At 68.8% G+C, this 21,606-nt stretch carries 16 protein-coding genes; 8 read left to right on the top strand and 8 right to left on the bottom strand.

Going from position 1 to position 21,606, the window contains the following annotated elements:
- Positions 1–350: 350 nt before the first annotated feature.
- The 7 genes from HW466_RS03965 to HW466_RS03935 all read left to right on the top strand — a co-directional run bounded on the left by HW466_RS03965 (position 351) and on the right by HW466_RS03935 (position 11,657).
- Positions 351–1,766 (top strand): circularly permuted type 2 ATP-grasp protein, encoded by a 1,416-nt coding sequence (locus HW466_RS03965; RefSeq protein ID WP_059450610.1) that lies wholly within the window; start codon positions 351–353, stop codon positions 1,764–1,766.
- 64 nt (positions 1,767–1,830) lie between these two features.
- On the top strand, positions 1,831–2,772 hold the full coding sequence (locus HW466_RS03960; protein ID WP_059450609.1) for an alpha-E domain-containing protein: 942 nt from the start codon (positions 1,831–1,833) through the stop codon (positions 2,770–2,772).
- A gap of 8 nt (positions 2,773–2,780) precedes the next feature.
- Positions 2,781–3,755 (top strand): transglutaminase family protein, encoded by a 975-nt coding sequence (locus HW466_RS03955; protein ID WP_059450608.1) that lies wholly within the window; start codon positions 2,781–2,783, stop codon positions 3,753–3,755.
- A gap of 93 nt (positions 3,756–3,848) precedes the next feature.
- The gene (locus tag HW466_RS03950; protein WP_059793778.1) at positions 3,849–7,298 is read left to right on the top strand and encodes a transglutaminase family protein; all 3,450 of its coding nucleotides are present in this window, start codon (positions 3,849–3,851) and stop codon (positions 7,296–7,298) included.
- Positions 7,299–7,525: 227 nt separating this feature from the next.
- Positions 7,526–10,132 carry a circularly permuted type 2 ATP-grasp protein gene (locus HW466_RS03945; RefSeq protein WP_174905640.1) on the top strand — a complete coding sequence of 869 codons (2,607 nt, stop codon included), beginning with the start codon at positions 7,526–7,528 and terminating at the stop codon, positions 10,130–10,132.
- A complete protein-coding gene (locus HW466_RS03940) occupies positions 10,126–11,175 on the top strand; it encodes a transglutaminase family protein (RefSeq protein ID WP_059540866.1) in 1,050 nt (349 codons plus the stop codon). The genes HW466_RS03945 and HW466_RS03940 overlap by 7 nt, the downstream gene beginning before the upstream one ends.
- Positions 11,176–11,384: 209 nt before the next feature.
- Positions 11,385–11,657, top strand: a complete 273-nt coding sequence (locus HW466_RS03935; protein WP_059450605.1) for a hypothetical protein — start codon at positions 11,385–11,387, stop codon at positions 11,655–11,657.
- Positions 11,658–11,715: 58 nt separating this feature from the next.
- Here the strand turns inward: HW466_RS03935 and pip are convergent, their stop codons facing one another.
- Positions 11,716–12,648 (bottom strand): prolyl aminopeptidase, encoded by a 933-nt coding sequence (gene pip, locus HW466_RS03930; RefSeq protein ID WP_059507237.1) that lies wholly within the window; start codon positions 12,646–12,648, stop codon positions 11,716–11,718.
- A 352-nt stretch (positions 12,649–13,000) separates the two neighbouring features.
- On the opposite strand from pip, the gene HW466_RS03925 reads away from it, so the two are divergent.
- Complete coding sequence (locus tag HW466_RS03925) at positions 13,001–14,152, top strand: acyltransferase family protein (RefSeq protein ID WP_151006104.1); 1,152 nt, start codon at positions 13,001–13,003, stop codon at positions 14,150–14,152.
- Positions 14,153–14,240: 88 nt separating this feature from the next.
- Here HW466_RS03925 and HW466_RS03920 read toward each other — a convergent pair whose 3' ends face one another.
- From HW466_RS03920 to HW466_RS03890, 7 genes are read right to left on the bottom strand one after another with little or no spacing between them, the layout of a single operon-like run.
- On the bottom strand, positions 14,241–15,305 hold the full coding sequence (locus tag HW466_RS03920; protein WP_059450602.1) for a 2-aminoethylphosphonate aminotransferase: 1,065 nt from the start codon (positions 15,303–15,305) through the stop codon (positions 14,241–14,243).
- Positions 15,305–16,492, bottom strand: a complete 1,188-nt coding sequence (gene aepY / locus HW466_RS03915; RefSeq protein WP_174905625.1) for a phosphonopyruvate decarboxylase — start codon at positions 16,490–16,492, stop codon at positions 15,305–15,307. The genes HW466_RS03920 and aepY overlap by 1 nt, the downstream gene beginning before the upstream one ends.
- Positions 16,489–18,174, bottom strand: coding sequence for a phosphoenolpyruvate mutase (aepX, locus tag HW466_RS03910; protein ID WP_059507240.1), 1,686 nt, complete (start codon positions 18,172–18,174; stop codon positions 16,489–16,491). The genes aepY and aepX overlap by 4 nt, the downstream gene beginning before the upstream one ends.
- Positions 18,171–18,938 carry a phosphocholine cytidylyltransferase family protein gene (locus HW466_RS03905; RefSeq protein WP_059450599.1) on the bottom strand — a complete coding sequence of 256 codons (768 nt, stop codon included), beginning with the start codon at positions 18,936–18,938 and terminating at the stop codon, positions 18,171–18,173. Before HW466_RS03905 ends, aepX begins: the two co-directional genes overlap by 4 nt.
- Positions 18,939–18,974: 36 nt before the next feature.
- Entirely contained in the window at positions 18,975–19,976 is a 1,002-nt protein-coding gene (locus HW466_RS03900) for an HpnL family protein (RefSeq protein WP_059507241.1), read from the bottom strand.
- The gene (locus HW466_RS03895; RefSeq protein WP_059507242.1) at positions 19,973–20,782 is read right to left on the bottom strand and encodes a HalD/BesD family halogenase; all 810 of its coding nucleotides are present in this window, start codon (positions 20,780–20,782) and stop codon (positions 19,973–19,975) included. The genes HW466_RS03900 and HW466_RS03895 overlap by 4 nt, the downstream gene beginning before the upstream one ends.
- A complete protein-coding gene (locus HW466_RS03890) occupies positions 20,779–21,537 on the bottom strand; it encodes a CDP-alcohol phosphatidyltransferase family protein (protein WP_059507243.1) in 759 nt (252 codons plus the stop codon). The genes HW466_RS03895 and HW466_RS03890 overlap by 4 nt, the downstream gene beginning before the upstream one ends.
- Between the last annotated feature and the right edge of the window lie 69 nt (positions 21,538–21,606).

Below are 21,606 nucleotides of genomic sequence, written 5' to 3'. Positions count from 1 at the left end.
GTCGCCGATGCCGTGTCGCGGTTCGCTGCGCTGCGGCAACGCGAGCATGGGCAAGCGCGCTGCCAGGGAAAGGATTGGTGCAGTGCAGATTGCACAATCGTGACACGCAGGGGAACCATGCTGGCAGGCACGGTGCCGCAGGAGCGGCGGGAGCGTCATCGCACGCGTCTGGCGCGTGTTGCGTCACGCGCTGCACCATGGTGGTGCGGCGTGCCGCAGCGGTGTGCGGGGCGCGCGCGACACAAGGGAGGACCTGAGGGGATATCGCAAGGCACGTTCCTTGCAAGATAGCGAATACGCCGGTCCGGCATGCGCAATGCCGGGGAAAACGATCGACGGAGAAGAGATCGATGAAGCCATTCGATGAAATGCTGCAATCCGGCGACATGGTGAGGGCGCCTTACGCGCGCCTCAAGCAATGGCTCGACACGCAGAATCCTGCGAGCCTCGCCCAGAAGGCCCACGATGCGGAAGGCGTGTTCCGCAGGACGGGCATCACGTTCGCCGTGTACGGCGACGCGCAGGCCGCCGAGCGGCTGATTCCGTTCGACATCGTGCCGAGGATCATCTCGGGTGCGGAATGGAGCCGGCTGTCGCTCGGCATCGAGCAGCGCGTGATGGCGCTCAACGCGTTCCTCGACGACATCTATCACCGCCAGGAGATCGTGCGGGCCGGCATCGTGCCGAAGCACCTGATCGCGCACAACGAGGCGTTCATCCCGGAGATGATCGATTTCCGCCCGCCCGGGAACGTTTACACGCACATCATCGGCGTCGACATCGTGCGCACCGGCGAGAACGAGTTCTACGTGCTGGAGGACAACGCGCGCACGCCGTCGGGCGTGTCGTACATGCTGGAAAACCGCGAGACGATGATGCAGCTCTTTCCCGAGCTGTTCCAGCAGGTCAAGGTGCGCCCGGTCGAGACCTATCCGCAGATGCTGCGGCAGTCGCTCGCGGCCGTGTGCCCGCCCGGCGGCAACGCCGACAACCCGACCATCGCCGTGCTCACGCCCGGCATCCACAATTCGGCGTACTACGAACATTCGTTCCTCGCCGACCAGATGGGCGTGCATCTCGTGGAGGGCAGCGACCTGCAGGTGGTCGACGGCCGCGTCGCGATGCGCACCACCGAAGGCTTCCGGCCGATCGACGTGCTGTACCGCCGCGTCGACGACGCGTTCCTCGATCCGCTCACGTTCCGCCCCGATTCGGTGCTCGGCGTCGCCGGGATCATGGACGTCTACCGCGCCGGCAACATCACGATCGCGAACGCGCCCGGCACCGGCATCGCCGACGACAAGGCGATCTACTCGTACATGCCGGAGATCGTCGAGTTCTACACGGGCCGCAAGGCGCTGCTGGAGAACGTGCCGACCTGGCGTTGCGGCGAGGCCGACAGCCTGAAGTACGTGCTCGACCATCTCGACGAACTGGTCGTGAAGGAAGTGCACGGCTCGGGCGGCTACGGGATGCTGGTCGGCCCGTGCGCATCGAAGGCCGAACTCGAGGCGTTCGCCGCGAAGCTGCGCGCGCGGCCTGCCAACTACATCGCGCAACCCACGCTGGCGTTGTCCACGACGCCGATCCTGACCGAAGCCGGCCTCGCGCCGCGCCACGTCGACCTGCGGCCGTTCGTGCTCGTGTCGGACCGGATCCGCATCACGCCGGGCGGGCTCACGCGTGTCGCGCTGCAGGAGGGATCGCTCGTCGTCAACTCGAGCCAGGGCGGCGGCACCAAGGACACCTGGGTGCTGGCCGACTGAGCCGGGCACGACCGCGCGCGCCGCAGCCGGCGCGCGAACCGAATGAAGACGGAGTGGACACGAGATGCTTCTGGGACGAACTGCGAGCGGTCTCTACTGGATGTACCGCTATATCGAGCGCGCGGAGAACATCGCGCGCATCGTCGATGCCGGGCTGCGGATGGCGCTCACGCGCACGTCCGACGCGCCGGCCGAATGGTCGTCGGTGCTGGTCAGCTCGGGCGCGGACGACGGCTATCGTCAGAAATACGATGCATATGCCGCCGATACCGTGACCGATTACCTGCTGCGCGATCGCGACAACCCGTCGAGCGTGCTGTCGTGCATCGAGGCCGCGCGCTCGAACGCGCGGATGGTGCGCACGGCGCTCACCCGCGAGGCGTGGGAGAGCGTGAACGGCGCGTGGCTCGCGCTGCGCCAGGCGCTCGCGCAGCCGGTGCCGGAGAGCGGGCTGCCGGCGGTGCTCGACGGCGTGAAGCGCGAAACCGCGCTCATTCTCGGCAGCTTCTACAGCACGATGCTGCGCAACGAGATCTTCGATTTCGCACAGATCGGCGCGTTCGTCGAGCGGGCCGACAACACCGCGCGGATCCTCGATGTGAAATACCACCTGCTGCTGCCGTCGGTGTCGCACGTCGGCACGATCCTCGACAACTACCAGTGGGAGACGATCCTGCGCTGCGTGGCCGCGCACCGTTCGTATCGCTGGGTGTACGACGTGCAGTACAAGCCGATGAACATCGCCGACTACCTGATCCTGAACGGCCGCATGCCGCGTTCGCTGCGCTATTGCTACGGGCGCGTCGTGTCGAGCCTGAACCTGCTCGCGAAGGATTACGGCGTGACACACCCGTGTCACGACACGGCAACGAAGATTCTGCAGATGTTGTCCGACACGTCGGTCGAGCGGATCTTCAAGAGCGGCCTGCACGAGTTCCTGACCGACTTCATCGGCCGCAACAACAGCCTCGGGATCGACATCGCCCAGGCGTACAACTTCGATTGAGGCTTGCCATGCGACTCGCCATCCGACACATCTCGCGTTATCAGTTCGACGATCAAGCGACCCATGCGCTGCAACGGCTGCGGCTGCGCCCGCAATCGGGGCCGGGGCAGACGGTGCGCGCGTGGCAGGTCACGATCGACGGCGTCGAGCCGGCGCTGTCCTACACGGACGGGCTCGGCAATCGCATCGACCTCGTGCGTCACGACCGCGGCGCGAAGAACGAGATCGTCGTGATCGCGGCCGGCGTCGTCGAGACGCAGGACCGCGCCGGCATTCTCGGCAATCCCGAGGGTTATGCGCCGCCGTGGATCTTCGAGCGCGAGACCGCATTCACGAAGGCCGGCGACACCGTGCGCGCGCTCACGCAGGCGCTGCCGATCGAGCCGCGCAGCCTCGACGCGCTGCACTGGCTGATGACGGAAGTGCATGGCCGCATCGCATACGCGCCGAACCTGGCCGATGCGCCGGTCGATGCCGAAACCGCGCTGCAAAGCGGCGAGGGCACCAGCCGCGATCACGCGCATGCGTTCATCGCGGCCGCGCGCGCGCTGAAGGTGCCCGCGCGCTACATCTCCGGCTACGTTCTTGCCGACAGCGCGATGCAACGGATCGCCGACGCGAAACAGAGCGCCGCCGGCGACGAGGAAGAGGAGGCGCTCGCGCTGCAGACCGGCGACGGCATGCAGCAGATGCTGGGCGCATCGCACGCCGCGCAGTCGCAGGGATTGCCGCAGGCGGCGCTCGGCGGGCAACCGCAGGCAGCCGCGCTGATGCAGCAGCCTGCCGGTCATGCGTGGGCGGAGGCCTACGTCGAAGGGCTCGGCTGGGTCGGCTTCGATCCGTTCATGAACCGCTGCCCGGACGAGCGCTACGTGCGTATCGCGGTCGGCCTCGACGCTCGCGACGCGCAACCGGTGACGGGACTCGGCGCGAGCACCGTCGGCGTCGAGATCAGTGTCGTGCAGTCGCCGGAACTCGTCTGACGCACTCCTTCGCCGAATCCGCCGTGCCGTGCCGCCGCAGCGACGGCGACGCGGCGCGCGCGGCCGGCCCAACCCGAACCGAGCGGCTCTCCCATGCCCATCCACGTCGCGCTGCATCACACCACCCGCTACCGCTACGACCGGCCTGTCAACCTCGGTCCGCAGATCGTGCGGCTGCGGCCCGCGCCGCACTGCCGGACGCCGATCGTCGCGTATTCGATGACGGTCGAGCCCGCGCAGCACTTCATCAACTGGCAGCAGGATCCGTTCTCGAACTATCTCGCGCGGCTCGTGTTTCCGGAACGCACCGAACACTTCGAGATCACGATCGACCTCGTTGCCGAGATGTCGGTGTACAACCCGTTCGACTTCTTTCTGGAAGCGAGCGCCGAGCAATATCCGTTCGACTATGACGATGCGCTGAAGACCGAACTCGCGCCGTATCTCGCATGCGATCCGCAGACGAGCGCCGCGCCGCTGTTCCGCGCGTACCTCGACGGCGTCGACCGCACGCCGGCCGGCACCGTGAACTTCCTCGTCGCGCTGAACCAGCAGTTGCAGCACGACATCGGCTATCTGGTGCGGATGGAGCCGGGCGTGCAGACGCCCGAGCAGACGCTCGAGCTCGCGTCCGGATCGTGCCGCGACAGCGCATGGCTGCTCGTGCAGCTGTGCCGGCATCTCGGCATCGCAGCGCGTTTCGTGTCCGGCTACCTGATCCAGCTCACGCCCGACGTGAAGGCGCTCGACGGCCCGAGCGGCACGTCCGTCGACTTCACCGACCTGCATGCATGGTGCGAAGTCTATCTGCCGGGCGCCGGCTGGATCGGCTTCGATCCGACCTCGGGCCTGCTCGCCGGCGAAGGGCACATCCCGCTCGCGTGCACGCCGCAGCCGACGAGCGCGGCGCCGGTCGAAGGGCTGATCGACGAATGCGAAGTCGCGTTCGAGCACGAGATGACGGTGACGCGCGTGTACGAATCGCCGCGCGTGACGAAGCCTTATACGGAACAGCAATGGGAGGGCGTGCTGGCGCTCGGCGCACGCGTCGACGGCGCGCTGAATGCCGGCGACGTGCGGCTGACGCAAGGCGGCGAGCCGACCTTCGTGTCGATCGACGATCGCGACGGCGCCGAATGGAACACGGATGCGCTCGGCCCGACCAAGCGCGGTTACGCGACCGAGCTCGTGCAGCGGCTGCGCGCTGAATACGGCGAAGGCGGCTTCCTGCATTTCGGGCAGGGCAAGTGGTACCCCGGCGAGCAGTTGCCGCGCTGGGCGCTGTCGATCTTCTGGCGCGCCGACGGCCAGCCCGTGTGGCACGATCCGTCGCTGTTCGCCGACGAGCGCGAGCCGTCCGCATACACGACCGACGACGCGAAGCGCTTCATCGACGCGCTGGCCGCGCGCCTCGGGCTGACCGACGAATTCGTGCGGCCCGGCTACGAGGATGTCTGGTACTACCTGTGGCGCGAGCGCCGGCTGCCGGTCAACGTCGATCCGTTCGATTCGCGGCTCGACGACGAACTCGAACGCGCGCGGCTGCGCAAGGTGTTCGACCAGCAGCTCGACAGCGTGGTCGGCTACGTGCTGCCGATCAAGCGCGCGGACGACGTGTCGGGCCGCGATCGGTCGGGCCGCGATCGGTCGGGCCTCGACGGCCCGCGCTGGCAGACGGGCCCGTGGTTCTTCCGCGACGAGCGGATGTACCTCGTGCCCGGCGATTCGCCGATGGGCTATCGGCTGCCGCTCGATTCGCTGCCGTGGGTCGCCGGTGCCGACTATCCGTACCTGATCGAACGCGACCCGTTCGCGCCGCGCGACGCGCTGCCGGACGCGGCGGCGTTCCGCGCGCGCCATGCGGGCACCGCCGACGCGCCGCGCTACCTGGCCGGCGCGCATCGCGAAGCCCCCGTGCAAACGGTCATGCAGTGGCGCAGCGACGGCACGGCCGCCGGCGGACGGCACGCGCATGGCACGCCGGATGCACAGCGCCGCCCCGAGCGCTTCGAATCGGCCGCATGGATCACGCGTACGGCGCTGTGCGCCGAAGTGCGCAACGGCATCCTGTACCTGTTCATGCCGCCGCTGGCCGCGCTCGAGGACTATCTCGACCTGCTCGCCGCGATCGAGCTGACCGCGCACGCGCTCGGCGTGAAACTCGTGCTCGAAGGCTATCCGCCGCCGCGCGATGCGCGGCTCAAGGTGTTGCAGGTCACGCCCGATCCCGGCGTGATCGAGGTCAACATCCATCCGGCGCGCAGCTTCGACGAACTCGTCGGCCAGACCGAATTCCTGTACGACGCCGCGTGGCAGACGCGCCTGTCCAGCGAGAAGTTCATGGTCGACGGCCGGCACGTCGGCACGGGCGGCGGCAACCACTTCGTGCTCGGCGGCGCGACGCCGGCCGACAGCCCGTTCCTGCGTCGACCGGACCTGCTCGCGAGCCTGATCGCGTACTGGCACAACCATCCGTCGCTGTCCTACCTGTTCTCGGGATTGTTCATCGGTCCGACGAGCCAGGCGCCGCGCGTCGACGAGGCCCGCAACGACCAGGTCTACGAGCTCGACATCGCATTCGCGGAAATCCAGCGCAACAAGCTGCTGTACGGGCAGGACATGCCGCCGTGGCTCGTCGACCGCGTGCTGCGCAACCTGCTGATCGACGTGACCGGCAACACGCACCGCAGCGAGTTCTGCATCGACAAGCTGTACTCGCCCGATTCCCCGACCGGAAGGCTCGGCCTGCTCGAACTGCGCGCGTTCGAGATGCCGCCGCATGCCCGGATGAGCATCGTGCAGCAACTGTTGCTGCGCGCGCTGGTCGCGCGCTTCTGGGCCGCACCGTACACGACCCCGCTCACGCGCTGGGGCACCGCGCTGCACGATCGATTCATGCTGCCCGCGTTCCTGAAGATGGATTTCGACGACGTGCTGGCCGAGCTGCGCGACGCCGGGTTCGCGTTCGATGCGGCCTGGTTCGCGCCGCATTTCGAATTCCGCTTCCCGCTGTTCGGCCAGATCGCGGTGAACGGGATGCAGCTGTCGCTGCGCGGCGCGCTGGAGCCGTGGCACGTGATGGGCGAGGAGGGCGCGATCGGCGGCACGGTGCGCTACGTCGATTCGTCGGTCGAGCGGCTCGAAGTGCGCGTGACCGGCCTGAACGACAACCGGCACGTGGTGACCGTCAACGGCCGCGCGCTGCCGCTGCAGCCGACCGGCACCGTTGGCGAATACGTCGCGGGCGTGCGCTACAAGGCATGGGCGCCGCCGTCGGCGCTGCACCCGACCATCGGCGTGCATGCGCCGCTCACGTTCGACATCGTCGATACGTGGCTGCAACGCTCGCTCGGCGGCTGTCGGTATCACGTCGCGCATCCGGGCGGGCGCAACTACGCGACGTTCCCGATCAACGCATACGAGGCCGAGAGCCGCCGGCTCGCGCGCTTCGTCGCGATGGGGCACACGCCGGGTCGGATGGACGTCGCGGCCGCCGCGCCGAGCCGCGAATTCCCGTTCACGCTCGACCTGCGACGGCCGTGATTCCCCGATGAAAGGACGGACGACGATGCGCGGTTCGCGACCTCCCGGCCCGCCGGCCGATGGCGGCGACGCCGCAGTGCTAGGATGCGGGCAGAACGCGGCCGCCCGTCGCGTCCGCCGTGCCGGGCCGCCGGTGCGGCGGCGCGCGGTCGCGTCCGCTTCCTGACGACGGAACGATACCGACCGTGCCGCCCATTCACCCCGACGATCTCGCCGACGCCGACGCGATGCCCACGCTTTTCGATACCGGCGCGCAGCCGGATGCCGCGGAACTGGCCGCCGCGCTCGCGGCGCCGGCCGCGGCCGGCCGCTACGACGAACTGCGCGGCAGCGCCGCCGGCCTCGCCGCGCCGCTGCTCGCACCCGCATGGCGCAGCTTCTTCACGTCGATCGGCAGCGACGGCGTGGCCGACCTCGACCGCCGCGCCGACGCGCTGCAGCGCCGAATGCGCGAGAACGGCCTGTTCTACCAGCTCCACGAACAACGCGCGGGCGACGGCGCGGCCGGCCCGTGGTCGCTCGACCTGCTGCCGCTGATCGTCACGCCCGAGGACTGGGTGGCGATCGAGCGCGGCGTGCTGCAGCGCGTGCGGCTGCTGAACGCGACGATGACCGACCTGTACGGGCCGCAGACGATCCTGCAGCGCGGCCTGCTGCCGCCCGCGCTCGTGACCGGGCATCCGGGCTACCTGCGCGCGATGCGCGGCGCACGCGTGCCGGGCGACACGTGGCTGCACGTCGTCGCGTTCGACCTCGCGCGCGGCCCCGACGGGCAATGGCGGATGGTCGCGCAGCACACGCAGGGCGCCGCCGGCCTCGGCTATCTGCTCGAGAACCGGCTGATCGTGTCGCGGCTGTTTCCGCGCGGCTTCCGCGGGCTGCGCGTGCAGCGGCTCGCGTCCGCATACCGGTCGCTGTTGCAGAGCATGCAGGCGCTCAGCCCCGCGGCCAGGAATTCGCGGATCGTGTTGCTGACGCCGGGGCCGCACAGCGCGACCTACTTCGAACATGCGTATCTCGCGCGCTACCTCGGCCTCACGCTCGTCGAGGGCGGCGACCTGACCGCCCGCGACAACCGTGTATTCCTGAAGACGCTGCGCGGGCTCGAACCCGTGCACGGCATCCTGCGGCGCGTCGACGATGCATGGCTCGATCCGCTCGAACTGCGGCCCGATTCGCTGCTCGGCGTGCCGGGGCTGCTGCAGGCCGTGCGCGCGGGCAACGTGCTGCTCGCGAATGCGCCGGGCTCTGGCTTCCTCGAATCGCCGGGCGTGCTCGGCTTCATGCCTCGCCTCGCGGAAGCGCTGCTGGGCGAAACGCTGACGCTGCCCGCCGTGCATTCGTGGTGGTGCGGCGAGGCGGCCGCATGCGACGACGCGCTGCCGCAGCTTGCGCGCTGCATCGTGAAGCCGTCGTATCCGGCCGACGTGCAGGCCGGCGGCGCGTTCGATCCGGTGATCGGCGCGCGGCTCACGGCGGCGCAACTGGCCGAATGGCGGGCGCGAATCCTGGCACGGCCCGAGCATTACACGGTGCAGGCCGACCTGCCGCTGTCGCAGGCGCCCACCTGGCCGGGCCCGGGCGCGTCCGACGGCGCCGGCGGCGCGCGCATCGTGCCGAAGCCGCTGCTGCTGCGCGTGTTCGCGCTCGCCGATGGCGCGCAACGCTGGCGACTCCTGCCGGGCGGGCTGTCGCGGGTCGGCACGCGCGATACGCTGTTCAACGCGCCGATGCCGCGCGGCGGCAGCACCGTCGATACATGGGTGATGACCGAAGGCATCGTCGATTCGACGACGCTGCTGCAAACCCGCCTCGGCCCCGACGACCTCGTCGAGCGCCCGCGCGCGATCGCAAGCCGCGCGGCCGAGAACCTGTTCTGGCTGGGCCGCTACACGGAGCGTGCGACCAACCTGATGCGTCTGGCGCGCGCCGCGCTCGAACGGCTGCGCGGCGAGGACGACGTCGACAGTCCCGCGCATCTCGAGTTGCTCGACACGCTGTGTCGCGACGCGGGGCTGATCGCCGCCGACGCCCCGAACGCCGTCGATGCGCCGCGCGCGTTCCAGCATGCGCTGGCAACCTCGTTGACGCGCGGCGCGGACCGCACGTCGGGCATCGCATCGTGCCTGTTCGGGATGCGTGCCGCCGCCGCCGCGATCCGCGAGCGGCTGTCGAGCGATCAATGGCGGCTGATCGACGACGCGACGCAACTGTTCGCCGACAGCGCCGATCATCCGGAAGCCGAGGAGCAAATCGGCAACGAGGCGCTGCAGCTGCTGGAGCGGCTGGGGCTGCTGCTCGGCGCGATCACCGGCGCGCAGACCGACAACATGACGCGCGACGACGGCTGGCGGCTGCTGTCGATCGGCCGGCAGATCGACCGGCTGGATTTCCTGTGCAGCGTGCTGAAGTTCGCGTTCGACGAGGGCGCCGTGCATCGGCAGGACGGTTTCGAGCTCGTGCTGGAGCTGTTCGACAGCACGATCACGTTCCGCTCGCGCTTCCAGCGCGGTTTCGACGTCGCGCCGCTGTTGTCGCTCGTGGTGCTCGACACCGACAACCCGCGCTCGCTCGGCTGGGTCGTGCAGGCGCTGCGCGGCCGGCTGACGAAAGTCGAGCGCAGCGAGGGCTATGCGCTGTCCGAACTGGCCGAGACGATTCCGGACGTGCCCGCCTGGTCGCTGCACGAACTGTGCGAAACCGGCGACGACGGCCGGCACGACAAGCTGCTCGACGCGCTCGACACGACCGCGAAGGCCGTGTGGGAGCTGTCGAACCGGATCGGCGAGCGCTATTTCAGCCACGTGCGCGAGGCGGGCAGGACGCTATGGTGACGCCGAAACACGCAGCGAAGACGCCGCCCGCGGCCGACGCCGGCCGTGCGAAACAGGCGGCAGCGCAAGCCACATCCGCAACGCCGGCTGCCGTCGCGGCCGGCCGCGTGCTGCGCGTCACGCACGACACCGAATACCGCTACGCCGCCCGCGTCGAATCCGCCCAGCACCAGGCGCGGCTCCAGCCGCTCGCGACGCCGCGCCAGCAGGTGCTGTCGTTCGCGCTCGACATCGAGCCCGCGCCGGAAGCGCTCGGCACCGAGATCGACGCGTTCGGCAACGCGCGCGCGTCGTTCGCGCTGAACCAGCCTCACGATGCGCTGCTCGTGCGCAGCCGCAGCACGGTGCGCGTGCGCGCGCCCGTATGGTCGCAGGGCGCACGCGGTGCGCCGCCGCCCGCGATCGCGCATCCCGACGCCGAACATGCAACGGCATGGGAAGCCGTGCGCGACCGCTTGCGGTTTCGTGCCGGACAGCCGTACGACGCGGCGAGCGAGTTCGTGTTCGCGTCGCCGCACGTCGCATGCGATCCCGAGCTGGCCGCGTATGCGGCCGCCAGCTTCACGCCGGGGCGGCCGCTCGTGCAGGCCGCGTGGGATCTGATGCGGCGGATTCACGCCGACTTCGCGTATACGCCGAACAGCACCGACATCACGACGACGGCGCTCGATGCGTTGCGGTTGCGCAAGGGCGTCTGTCAGGATTTCGCGCATGTGATGATCGGCGCGCTGCGCTCGCTCGGGCTCGCCGCGCGCTACGTGAGCGGTTATCTGCTCACACAGCCGCCGCCCGGACAGCCGCGGCTGATCGGCGCGGATGCATCGCATGCATGGGTCGACGTCTACGATCCGGCGTGGCCTGAAGACGGCGGCTGGCTGCAGCTCGATCCGACCAACGACCGCGCACCCGGCGACGATTACGTGATGCTCTCGATCGGCCGCGACTACGCGGACGTGACACCGCTGCGCGGCGTGATCCGCGGCGGCGGCGCGGACCAGGAGCTGAAGGTCGGCGTGACGGTCGAGCCGCTCGATACGCCATAGGCCATGCGGCATGATCGGCGCGGCGCGGCGCGGCGCGGCGCCGTGCCGCGCCCTCCGGACGTTTAAGTCTTCGTTAATACTGCCCGCCTAGCATGGTGATGCCGGCGAGCGCACCAGCCCCTGGTTCGACGCCGGCGGCACGCACGGGTGCGTCGACGTCACGGCGCCGCGCCGTCGCGCGTGGCCATTTCCTTGCAACGGCGGCAGACATGATCAAGAACTTCGACTACACGCTCGGCAACGAGACGATCGCGCTGTGCGCCAGCTTCGGCGCGGGTCCCGCTTTCCGCCGCGTGCTCGTGAGCCGCGCGGATTCGATGGAGACGCTCGTGGTGCTCGACGCGCGCGGGCTGTCGGGCCTGCTGAAGGTAGCAACCGAAGAGCCGGAAGGCTTGCTCGACGATGCGATCCGCAAGGTTGGCGACGAACAGCTCGTCGAGCGGGCGATCAGCGGCCGGACGATCGTCGAAGCCGCGCTTTGAGCGGGCGGCGCGCGCAGGCCCGCATAGCCGGCCGCAACGCGCCGCCAGGCGTTGCAGCTTACGCGGCGAACCGGTCGGTCGCGGCGAGCAGCGCCTTCAGGATGCCCGGCTCGTTGTACGCATGCCCGGCATCCGGCACGATCTCGAACGACGCGTCTGGCCATGCCTTCGCGAGTTCCCACGCGGTGCGCGCGGGTGTCGCGATGTCGTAGCGGCCCTGCACGATCACGCCCGGAATGCCGGCGAGGCGATGCGCGTCGCGCAGCAACTGGCCTTCGTCGACGAAACCGCGATTCACGAAGTAGTGGTTCTCGATTCGCGCGAACGCGAGCGCGTAGTGGCCGTCCGCGAAGTGCGCGGCCAGTGCGGGGTCGGGCAGCAGCGTGATGGTGCGGCCTTCCCAGATGCTCCATGCGCGCGCGGCTTCGAGCTTCGCGGCTTCGTCGTCGCCCGTGAGCCGGCGATGATAGGCGGCCATCAGGTCGCCGCGCTCGGCTTCCGGGATCGGCGCGAGGAATTCCTCCCACAGGTCCGGGAACAACCACGACGCGCCTTCCTGGTAGTACCACAGCAATTCCGCGCGGCGCATCGTGAAGATGCCGCGCACGACGAGCGCGCTCACGCGCTGCGGATGCGTCTGCGCATAGGCGAGGGCGAGCGCGCTGCCCCACGAGCCGCCGAACACGAGCCACTGTTGCGCGCCCACCATCTCGCGCAGCCGCTCGATGTCGGCCACGAGGTCCCAGGTCGTGTTGTTGTCGAGGCTCGCGTGCGGCGTCGAACGCCCGCAGCCGCGCTGGTCGAACAGCAGCACGTCGTAGCGCTCGGGATCGAACAGGCGGCGATGGTCGGGGCTGCAGCCTGCGCCCGGGCCGCCGTGCAGGAACACCGCGGGCTTGCCGGACGGGTTGCCGCAGCGTTCCCAGTAGATCCGGTGGCCGTCGCCGGTGTCGAGGTGGCCGTGGGCGTAAGGTTCGATCGGTGGATACACAGGCAGGCTCCGGGTGAGGGTCGGCAGGAGAACGGACGAGGCACGGGCCGTGTGCGACCGGAATACCGCAGCGCCGGTATCGCGGATATTGCGGCGCCGCAAAATTCGTTGTGTCGGCATCGGACCGGCCATCGCCGGACAAGGCTTGTCATTATGCCCATTCATTTCGGCCGCCGTGTGCCGGGCGGCACCGCGCATGCGATGCGGCATGCGGGCCGCCATGCGCACCGAAATTTTTGAAGCAATTTCGTTCCGATATTTTTCAGACAAAATCCCGGCGACACAGCGGCGAGCCGGTTGCGGGCGCCGGCCTTCATTCCGTTCCTCCACCGTGCCAACGGGAAACGAGCCGATGAACCATCGCGTCAAGCAGCTGACCGGGTTGCGCGCCGTCGCGGTCACGATGGTCGTCGTCGGCCATGCGGAGCACGTGCTGCCGGGCGGCTACACCGGCTGGTTCGCGCCGTTGCGGCTGATCGCCGACGGCCGGCTCGGCGTGCTGATCTTCTTCGTGCTCAGCGGTTTCCTGATCACCAACGTGTTGCGTGCGGAGTTCGCGCGCACCGGCGGGATTGCACTGACGTCGTTCTATGTGCGCCGTGCGCTGCGAATCTGGCCGGCCTGCTACGTGTATCTCGCGACCGTCGGCGTGCTTGCCTTTGCCGGCTGGCTCGACGTCGATCGCCGCCAGTGGCTGTATGCGGCGCTGCATTTGTGGAACTACTCGGCGTGGTTCGGGCTGACCGGCGACAACACGCTGCATCCGGCCGGCGCGTGGTATCTCGGGCATTTCTGGTCGCTCGCGCTCGAGGAGCAGTTTTACTGGTTCTGGCCGCTGCTGTTCGTATATGGCGCCCGCCGTCGCGGCACGCGCTGGCTGGCCGCGCTGATCCTGGTCGTGCCGCTGGTGCGCGCGCTTACCTACTGCATTGCGCCGGCGCTGCGCGGCCAGCTCGGGATGATGCTGCATACGGGCGTCGATCCGATCCTGATCGGCTGCTACGCGGCGCTCAACCGCGAACGGCTCGAAGCATGGATTCGCTCATGGCGCGGCGAGTCGCGCATCGTGACGGCACTCGTCTTGATCGTGCTGTTCGCGATGCCCGTTGCCGAACATCGGCTCGGCGGATTCTGGAATGCAACGTACGGTGTGACGCTCGAGGCCGCGCTGATCGCGATCGTGATCGTCGCGCTGAATTTTCGCAGCGACTTCTGGTGCGCGCGATGGCTGCGGGCTGCGCCGGTCGTGTTCGTCGGCACGATCTCGTTCAGCCTGTATCTGTGGCAGCAGCCGTTCGCGAATCCTGAACTCGCGGTTCCGCATGCGTTCCCGCTCGGTATCGTGTGGGCGCTGCTGGCCGCGACGGCCAGTTACTTCCTCGTCGAGAAACCGTTCCTGCGGTTGAAGGATCGTTTTACGGCACGCGAGGCGCGACGTGCGCGGGATGATGCCCTGCTCGGTGCGGTGCAGACGGATGCGATCGGGCCGAAGGTGGTGAAGTAGGCGAGTGCGGTTTGCGTGCCGACTCGCCGAAAAATCGGCGCAAACGAAAAAGGCCCTTGCGGGCCTTTCGTCGACCGGAAGCGGCTATTTACCGCGTCAGTGCCGTAAAACCGTCGAGCAGTCGATCGACGTCGGCCGCACCAATCGCGCCCATCGTCGAAATGCGGAACAGTTCCTTCGACAACCCGCCTTGCCCCGCGTAGATCACGAAGCCGCGCGCCTTCAGGCCGTCGTGCAGCGTCTCGTACGTGACGCCCTGCGGCAGCCGGTACGCGCGCAGCACGACCGACGATGCGCCTTCGGGCAGCACGAGCGGCATCCCGCGCGCCGCGAGTCCGGCTTGTGCCTGATCGGCGAGTGCCTTGTAATGCGCATGGCGCGCGCGCCAGCCACCGGCTTCGTCGAACTCGCGCAGTGCTTCGACGAGCGCGTAATACGCATGCACGGACGGCGTGAACGGCGTATTGCGCTGATCCTGCAGCTTTGCGAGACGCCCGAGGTCGAGGTAGTAGGTGCGGCTCGCGGCCTTCGCGAGCGCGGCGCGGCGCACGATCACGAACGCGGCGCCGGGCACGCCGTGCAGGCACTTGTTCGCGGTCGCGGCAACCGCATCGATCACGCCGCCGGCGAAGTCGATCGCTTCGGCGCCGAAGCTGCTGACGCCGTCGACGAGCATTTTGACGCCGCGCGCGCGGCATACGTCCGCGATCGCGCCGAGGTCGTTCAGCCGGCCGGTCGTCGTTTCGTGATGAATCACCGCGACGTGCGAATAACCGCCCGCGTCGAGACGCGCGGCGATCTGCGCGAGATCGGGCGCCTGCATCCATTCGTGCTTCAGCACGTCGTGCGCGATTCCGTATTGCGTCGCGATCTGCGTGATGCGCTCGCCGTACACGCCGTTCTCGATCACGAGCAGCTTGCCGTCCTGCGGCACGAGCGCCGCGATCATGCTTTCGACGGCGGCGGTGCCCGAGCCCGTCATCAGCACGGCGGCCCATTCGGCCGGATCGAGCGCGTAGGCGGCAACGAGGCGCGCACGCGCTTCATCCTGCAGATCGAAGAATTCGCTTTCGCGATGGCACAGGTCGGGTTGCAGCAGGCTGCGGCGCACGCGTTCGGTGAGCGTGACCGGGCCGGGATTCAGCAGCAGCATCAATGGGCTCCTTTAGCATGGGCTTCGACCCGTGCGGCGCCGATATGCCGCATCAGGCGGGTCTTCACGTCGACCGGCGTGACGGTCGGGCGGGGCAGGCCGTCGGGCACGCCCGTGCGGATCGCGAGCCGCACGAAGCGCGTGCCGTCCGCCGGGTGCGCCGCGTCGAGTGCCGCATCGAGCACGTCGAGCGTGTCGCCTTCGACCGCCGACGCATACCCGCACGCGGCCGCGACGCCCGCGAACGACACATGCCGCGACACGGTTGCCTGACCGCCGGTCGATTCGTGTGCGCCGTTGTCGAGCAGCACGTGCACGAGGTTGGACGGACCGTAGGTGCCGAGCGTCGCGAACACGCCCATGCGCATCAGCGCGGCGCCGTCGCCGTCGACCGCCACCACGCGCAGGTCGGGGCGCGCGAGTGCGAGACCGAGCGCGAGCGGCGTCACGCAGCCCATCGAGCCGACCATGTACAGCTGGTTCGGGCGGTCGTCGATCGCATAGAGCTCGCGGCCGCAGAAGCCGGTCGACGCGAGCACGACGGTCGAATCGACCGGCGTGTGCGCGATCACGCGCTGCAGTGCGTCGTGGCGGGTCGGCCACGCGGCGGGCGCATCGGCGCGTGCCGCCGATTGCGCGGCGACATGCGCGCGCGGCGCGGCCGCCGGGTTCGCCTTCAGCTCATACGGCGCGACGCTGCCTTTCTGCATCACGAGCGCGTACGGGCGGCCCGTCGCGTCCATGTGCGCGATCGCGCGGTCGAGTGCCGGGCCGACCTGTTCGGGGTCGGTCGGGAACGTCTCCCACGGAATCTCCATCGTGTCGAGCATCGCCGGCGTGATCGGACCCATCAGCGCGTGCTGCGGCTCGTCGGCCACGCCCGGCTGCCCGCGCCACGTGACGATCAGCAGCTGCGGCAGCCGGAACGTCCACGTGAGTGACGTGAGCGGGCTCACGGCGTTGCCGAGCCCCGAGTTCTGCATCATCGCGATCCCGCGCTTGCCGCCGAGCGTGGCGCCGGCGATCAGCGCGACCGCGTCGCCTTCGTTCGCGGCCGACAGGTAATGCAGCGTCGGATCCTGCAGCACGTAGTTGATGAACGGCGTGAGGTACGAACACGGTACGCCCGCGTACCAGTCGAAGCCGCGTTCGCGCGCGGCCTCGACGAACTGGGCCGCTTCGATCATTGCGCGCCCCCGTTGCCGGCGCCCGGCTCGGACAGCGGCGTCTGGCCGTGCGCGAAGTCGCCCGCCCGGCGGAAGTCTTCCAGATCGTTGACGCCGCGCCAGTGGCCGTGCACGTACTGCACCTCGATCTTCTCGCCGGCGGCGATCAGTTCGTTGAGCAGCGACGGGATGTCGAGCGTGTCGAAATCGGGTCGCGCCTGCAGCGTCGCGAGCATTGCCTTCAGGCGCTCGACGCCCGCGCCGCGTACGTTCAGCAGGCCGATCCAGCGGCCGTGCGGCGTGCCGGCGGCGACGTCGCTCGATACACGTTGCAGATACGTCTTCTGACCGAACAGGCCGCGGTCGTCGGCGGCCGAGCACAGCGCGAAGTCGCGCACGCTCTGGTTGGTCTCGGTGAGCGACGAATCGACGACGACGCTGAACTCGGCCTCGCTCTCCGCGAGGTCGCGCAGGATGTAGCTGCGGAACAGCAGGTCGCCGTACGAGATCACGGTGTCGCCGGTCAGGCGTTCGGCCGCGCATGCGAGCGACGCGAGTTCGCCCGTTTGCGCATGGCGCTCGTTGACGACGAGCTTGATGCCCGACGTGTCGATCGCATCGGCGCGATAGCCGCCGACCACGGTGATGTCGTTCACGCCATGCTTCTTGAAGCCGTCGACAAGCCAGCGCAGGAGCGGCTTGCCGGCGACCGGCAGCATGACCTTGGGCTTGTCCTCGGTGACGGCTTCCAGGCCCTTGCCGCGGCTCGCGGCGAGCACGATCGCGGCGTTCGACGCGCGCGAAGACGACGACAGGTAGATGCGCTCGGCGGCCGAGTATTCGTCGGCGTCCTGCAGGCGGAAGATCTCGTTGACCGACGCGACGCGGTCCTCGACGTTGATCAGCGTCTCGTTTTCGTGGATCTCGCGCGCGACGGACTGCATCGCCGATGCCGACGCGCGGATCAGGTGGTTCGCCCAGATCACGGTGCTGATGCCGGCCTGGCGGAACACGTCGGTCGGCGTGCTGTAGTACTTGGTCGGCACGATCACGAGCGGCGCGCGGCCGCTCCATTCGCGTGCGAACTGCAGGATCTCGTCCGGGCGCGACAGCTTGCTGTGGATCAGGATCGCGTCCGCGCCTGCTTCCGCGTATGCGTTCGCGCGGCGCAGCGCCTCGTCCATTCCCCAACCGGCGATCAGCGCCTCGACGCGCGCGACGATCGAGAAGTCGGGATCGCTCTGCGAATCCTTGCCGGCCTTGATCTTGCCGCAGAACTCGTCGATCTCGGCGAGCGGCTGGCGCTCGCCGTCGATGAAGCTGTTCGTCTTCGGGAACTGCTTGTCCTCGATGCACACGCCGGCGATGCCGCGCTGCTCGAGCTTCTTCACGAGGCGGCGCACGTTGTTGAAGTTGCCGTAGCCGGTGTCGCCGTCGAGCAGGATCGGCAGGTCGCTCGCGTCGGCCATGAACTCGAGCACGTCGACGACCTGCGTCCAGCTCGCTTCGTTGTTGTCGCGCACGCCGAACTGCGCGGAGATCGCGAGGCCCGATGCCCAGATCCCCTTGAAGCCCGCTTCGCGGACGATCCGTGCCGACAGGCCGTTGTGCGCTTCCATCAGGAATTCGAGGTCGCTGCTGACGAGCATGCGGCGCAGGCGTGCGCTGCGCGATTCGGAGAAGTTGGGTTCGCGTGCGTTCATCGTGCGGCTCCTGCGGTCGTGCGTTGAATCAGGGGGAGAATGTCTTGCGTGGCGCGTGCGACGTCGTTCGGGAAGTCGATTTCGATCCACGGCGAGCCCGTGACGTCGGCCACGTCGAACGAATGGCCGCCTTCGAGCAGCAGGTCGCGCACGGCTTCCTCGTGCGGCATGTTCGCGCGGCCGCTGTCGACGTAGCCCGCGACGATCGTCGCGAGGCGGCGCGCGGTACCTTCGGTGAAGCGGAAGAAGCCGACCGACTCGCCGATCGTGTCGTACTCGAGGTCGACCGCGAGCTGCTTGCGCAGCTCGACCGGCACGCCGTTCTTCAGGCACAGCTTGACGGGCTCGTCGCCGGCCTCGAAGTCGCGATCGATCAGCAGGCGGTCGACCGCCTTGTCGGAATCGGCCACCAGCGCGTGCAGGATGTTCTCGTCGTACAGCACGTCCGCGTCCATCAGCAGCACGTCGCCGCCGCGCGTCATCGCATCGGCGACGGTGTGCACGGTCAGTACGCTGCCAAGGTCGTAGCGCTCGTTGATCACGATCTCGGCGCTGCGGCCGAGGCGCTTGAGCTCCTGCTCGACCTTCTCGTGCTGGAAGCCGAGCCCGAGCACGATTTCATCGACGCCCGCGGCGTCGAGCACGCGCAGATGGCGCTCGAGCAGCGACACGTCGTCGAAGCGCAGCAGGCACTTCGGGAATTGCGCCTCGGGCGGTTGTTGCAGGCGCAAGCCGAGGCCCGCCGCAAGAATGATGGCTCGCATGGGTTCTCCAACCAAAAAGCCGGCGGATCTGAACGATCAGTCGGCGATGGGCTGCGGCGCGCGGCGCCGCTGCCAGTTTCTTTCACTGAAATGCAGATAGAGCAGGCCGGGCAGGCCGAGCGCGAGTTCGCGCGCGCGCTTCGCGAGCGACAGCGCGAGCGCCGCCTCGGGCGGCAGGCCGACCAGCGGGGCGAGCAGCAGGTAGCCGCCTTCCTGTGCGCCGAGCGAGCCGGGAATCGCGAATGCCGCACCGCGAATCGCCTGGCCGACGCTTTCGAGCAGCAGCGCGTCGAGCCAGCTGACCGGGTGCCCGAGGAAGTGCAGCGCGAGCCACACTTCGGCGGTGCCGACGATCCAGCCGACGAGGCTCAACGCGAAGGTCTTCGCGACCTTCGCGCGATCGCGGTACAGCGCGCCGACGGCGTCGTCGATCGCGTCCGCGCGCGTCGCGAGCGACGACCAGTCGCGCGGGCCGAGCAACTTCGACGCGAGACGCAGCCCGCGGCCGAACAGCCCGCGCCGCTGCGCCGCGTAGAACGCGACGGCGAGCGCGCCGAGCACGCCGGTGGCGATCAGCGCCGGCGTGCGCAGGTGAGCGACCGATTCGTGCGTCGCATACAGGCTGAACGTGGCGATGCCGATCAGCGCGAAGGCCATCTGGGCGAGCGCCTGCATCGTCGTGCTGACGGTGACCGCGGCGGCCGCATCGGCCATCCGCGTGCCGCGCTGCGCGAGGTGGCGCACCATCAGCACCGGGCCGCCGATCTGGCCGGCGGGCAGCAGGCTGTTCACCGATTCGCCGACCCAGCGCGCGCGCAGCGCGTCGCCGAGCTCCGCGCCCGCCTGGCCGCGGCGGAACATCACCGAGATCGCGAGCGCGTCGATCACGAGCGGTACGACGTGGAAGGCCGCGACCAGCGCGAGGCCCCAGCCGGCCGCGAGAAACGTCGACGCGACCGCGCCGACGCCCTGCCATGCGAGCAGGGCGACGAACAGTGCCGTTCCGAGGGACAGCAGGATCAGGCCGGCGCGTGTCATGACCCGGTCGACCGTCGCGCGGCCAGCTGCTTGAACACCTGGCGGAAACCGAAATACGCGATCGCGTCCTTCATGTTCGAGATGAAGCGCTTCCACGGCCGCATGCCGGGGTTGGTCACGTATTCGAAGGTGAGCGATACGCGTGTTTCGTTCTGGCCGAGCGGCGTGACGCGATGGCGCAGCTTGTCGCCGTCGAACAGCACGATGCCGCCGTCGGCGATCTGCACGGAGCCCGGTTCGTCGGGCACGTCCGGATTGCGCGTGTGCAGCTCGTAGTCGAGCCGGCACGACGACTCGTCGATCACGCCGATCAGCAGCGTGTAGCGGCGGCCGTCGTAGTACGACGTGTCGTAGTGCCAGCCGATGTGGTCGCCCGGCTTCGTGTAGTAGTACAGCGCGTACGCATGCGGATCGTCGTCCGGCGACAGCATCAGCTTGTCGCCGGTGATCTTCTCGAGGAAACCGATCAGCGCCTTCGACCGGTACAGCTCGGCGATGTACGGCGCCTGTTCGTCGATCGTGTGCCGGCTCACGCTGCCGCCCTGCTTGTGGCCGGGCAGGTAATTGCGGTTCAGGCCGGCCTGCATCGCGCGGGCGGCGGCCGCGAGCTTCGCGTGCGCGTCGGCCGGCAGGAAGGTGTCGAGGTACAGGAACGACCCCTGGCGCGTGTAGTCGCCGCGCAGGCGGTCGAGGTCGAGACGGCCGACGCAGTCGGCCACGGTGCGATCGGGATCGGCCGCTGCCGCGCGCGCAGGCGCGGGTCGTGCCGGGCTCAGCACGGAGTCGTCGCGCGTGCTAGGAGTCATTTGGAAGCCTGGATTTCGGTTGAACTTTGAGCGCCGCCGGACCTGTCGCTGCGCGCCAGGCCGCCCGAGGAGGACGCGAAAACCTGGGGCGGCGCGGCATTTTCGTGCGGAACGCCGCTGCGGCGCACGATACGCCACCAGTCGATCACGACCCACGCGGCGAACAGCGGGGCGCCGATCGATGCCGCGAGCAGGAACGGCTGGACGCCGTCGACGAGCGTGACGATCGGCAGCAGGTAGAGGACGTCTTCCGTCTCGAAGCCGCCTGCGAACGCCTGTTTGGTGCCGGCCTTGCCGGCGATCGATTCGATCCGCATGCGCAGGAAGAAGATCAACGCGACGGCCGCGCCGGCCACCGCGCCGAGCAGCACCGGCGACGCGGCCATCTGGCCGCCTTGGGCCACGATGCCGACGCCCATGCTGACGAACAGCGCGACCGTGACGAGCGCATCGGCCGCGAGGTCGTAAAAGTGACCGATCTTGCTGGATTTGCCGCTGATGCGCGCGAGCTCGCCGTCGGTGTGGTCGACGAAGTTCGACAGCACGATCAGGAACGCGCCCGCGTTGCTCCAGCCGAAGCCGCCTTGCGCAAGGCACCAGGCGCCGGCAACGCCGATCAGCAGACGAAGGGTGGTGAGGTGATTCGGGGTGACCGGCGTGTCGATCAGCGGCCGGACGAGCGAGCGCGCGAGCCGCGCATCCCAGGTGCGTGGCAGCGGAGGTTCGGAATGTGTGGCGGTTTTTCTTTGGTCCATCGGCGAAATATATACGGAATTGTAATTTGTTGCTTTTTCTTCGACCAATGTCCTGACATGCGGGAGTGT

The organism is Burkholderia territorii (assembly GCF_902833055.1).
GTDB classification, from domain to species: Bacteria; Pseudomonadota; Gammaproteobacteria; order Burkholderiales; family Burkholderiaceae; genus Burkholderia; species Burkholderia territorii.
Note: the sequence above shows the minus strand (reverse complement) of the source record. Positions and strands in the feature narration are given on the sequence as shown.

Coding starts and splice junctions, on each gene's coding strand:
- HW466_RS03965 (WP_059450610.1), top strand. CDS start 351: ATGAAGCCATTCGATGAAATGCTGCAATCCGGCGACATGGTGAGGGCG.
- HW466_RS03960 (WP_059450609.1), top strand. CDS start 1,831: ATGCTTCTGGGACGAACTGCGAGCGGTCTCTACTGGATGTACCGCTAT.
- HW466_RS03955 (WP_059450608.1), top strand. CDS start 2,781: ATGCGACTCGCCATCCGACACATCTCGCGTTATCAGTTCGACGATCAA.
- HW466_RS03950 (WP_059793778.1), top strand. CDS start 3,849: ATGCCCATCCACGTCGCGCTGCATCACACCACCCGCTACCGCTACGAC.
- HW466_RS03945 (WP_174905640.1), top strand. CDS start 7,526: ATGCCCACGCTTTTCGATACCGGCGCGCAGCCGGATGCCGCGGAACTG.
- HW466_RS03940 (WP_059540866.1), top strand. CDS start 10,126: ATGGTGACGCCGAAACACGCAGCGAAGACGCCGCCCGCGGCCGACGCC.
- HW466_RS03935 (WP_059450605.1), top strand. CDS start 11,385: ATGATCAAGAACTTCGACTACACGCTCGGCAACGAGACGATCGCGCTG.
- HW466_RS03925 (WP_151006104.1), top strand. CDS start 13,001: ATGAACCATCGCGTCAAGCAGCTGACCGGGTTGCGCGCCGTCGCGGTC.
- HW466_RS03920 (WP_059450602.1), bottom strand. CDS start 15,305: ATGCTGCTGCTGAATCCCGGCCCGGTCACGCTCACCGAACGCGTGCGC.
- aepY (WP_174905625.1), bottom strand. CDS start 16,492: ATGATCGAAGCGGCCCAGTTCGTCGAGGCCGCGCGCGAACGCGGCTTC.
- aepX (WP_059507240.1), bottom strand. CDS start 18,174: ATGAACGCACGCGAACCCAACTTCTCCGAATCGCGCAGCGCACGCCTG.
- HW466_RS03905 (WP_059450599.1), bottom strand. CDS start 18,938: ATGCGAGCCATCATTCTTGCGGCGGGCCTCGGCTTGCGCCTGCAACAA.
- HW466_RS03900 (WP_059507241.1), bottom strand. CDS start 19,976: ATGACACGCGCCGGCCTGATCCTGCTGTCCCTCGGAACGGCACTGTTC.
- HW466_RS03895 (WP_059507242.1), bottom strand. CDS start 20,782: ATGACTCCTAGCACGCGCGACGACTCCGTGCTGAGCCCGGCACGACCC.
- HW466_RS03890 (WP_059507243.1), bottom strand. CDS start 21,537: ATGGACCAAAGAAAAACCGCCACACATTCCGAACCTCCGCTGCCACGC.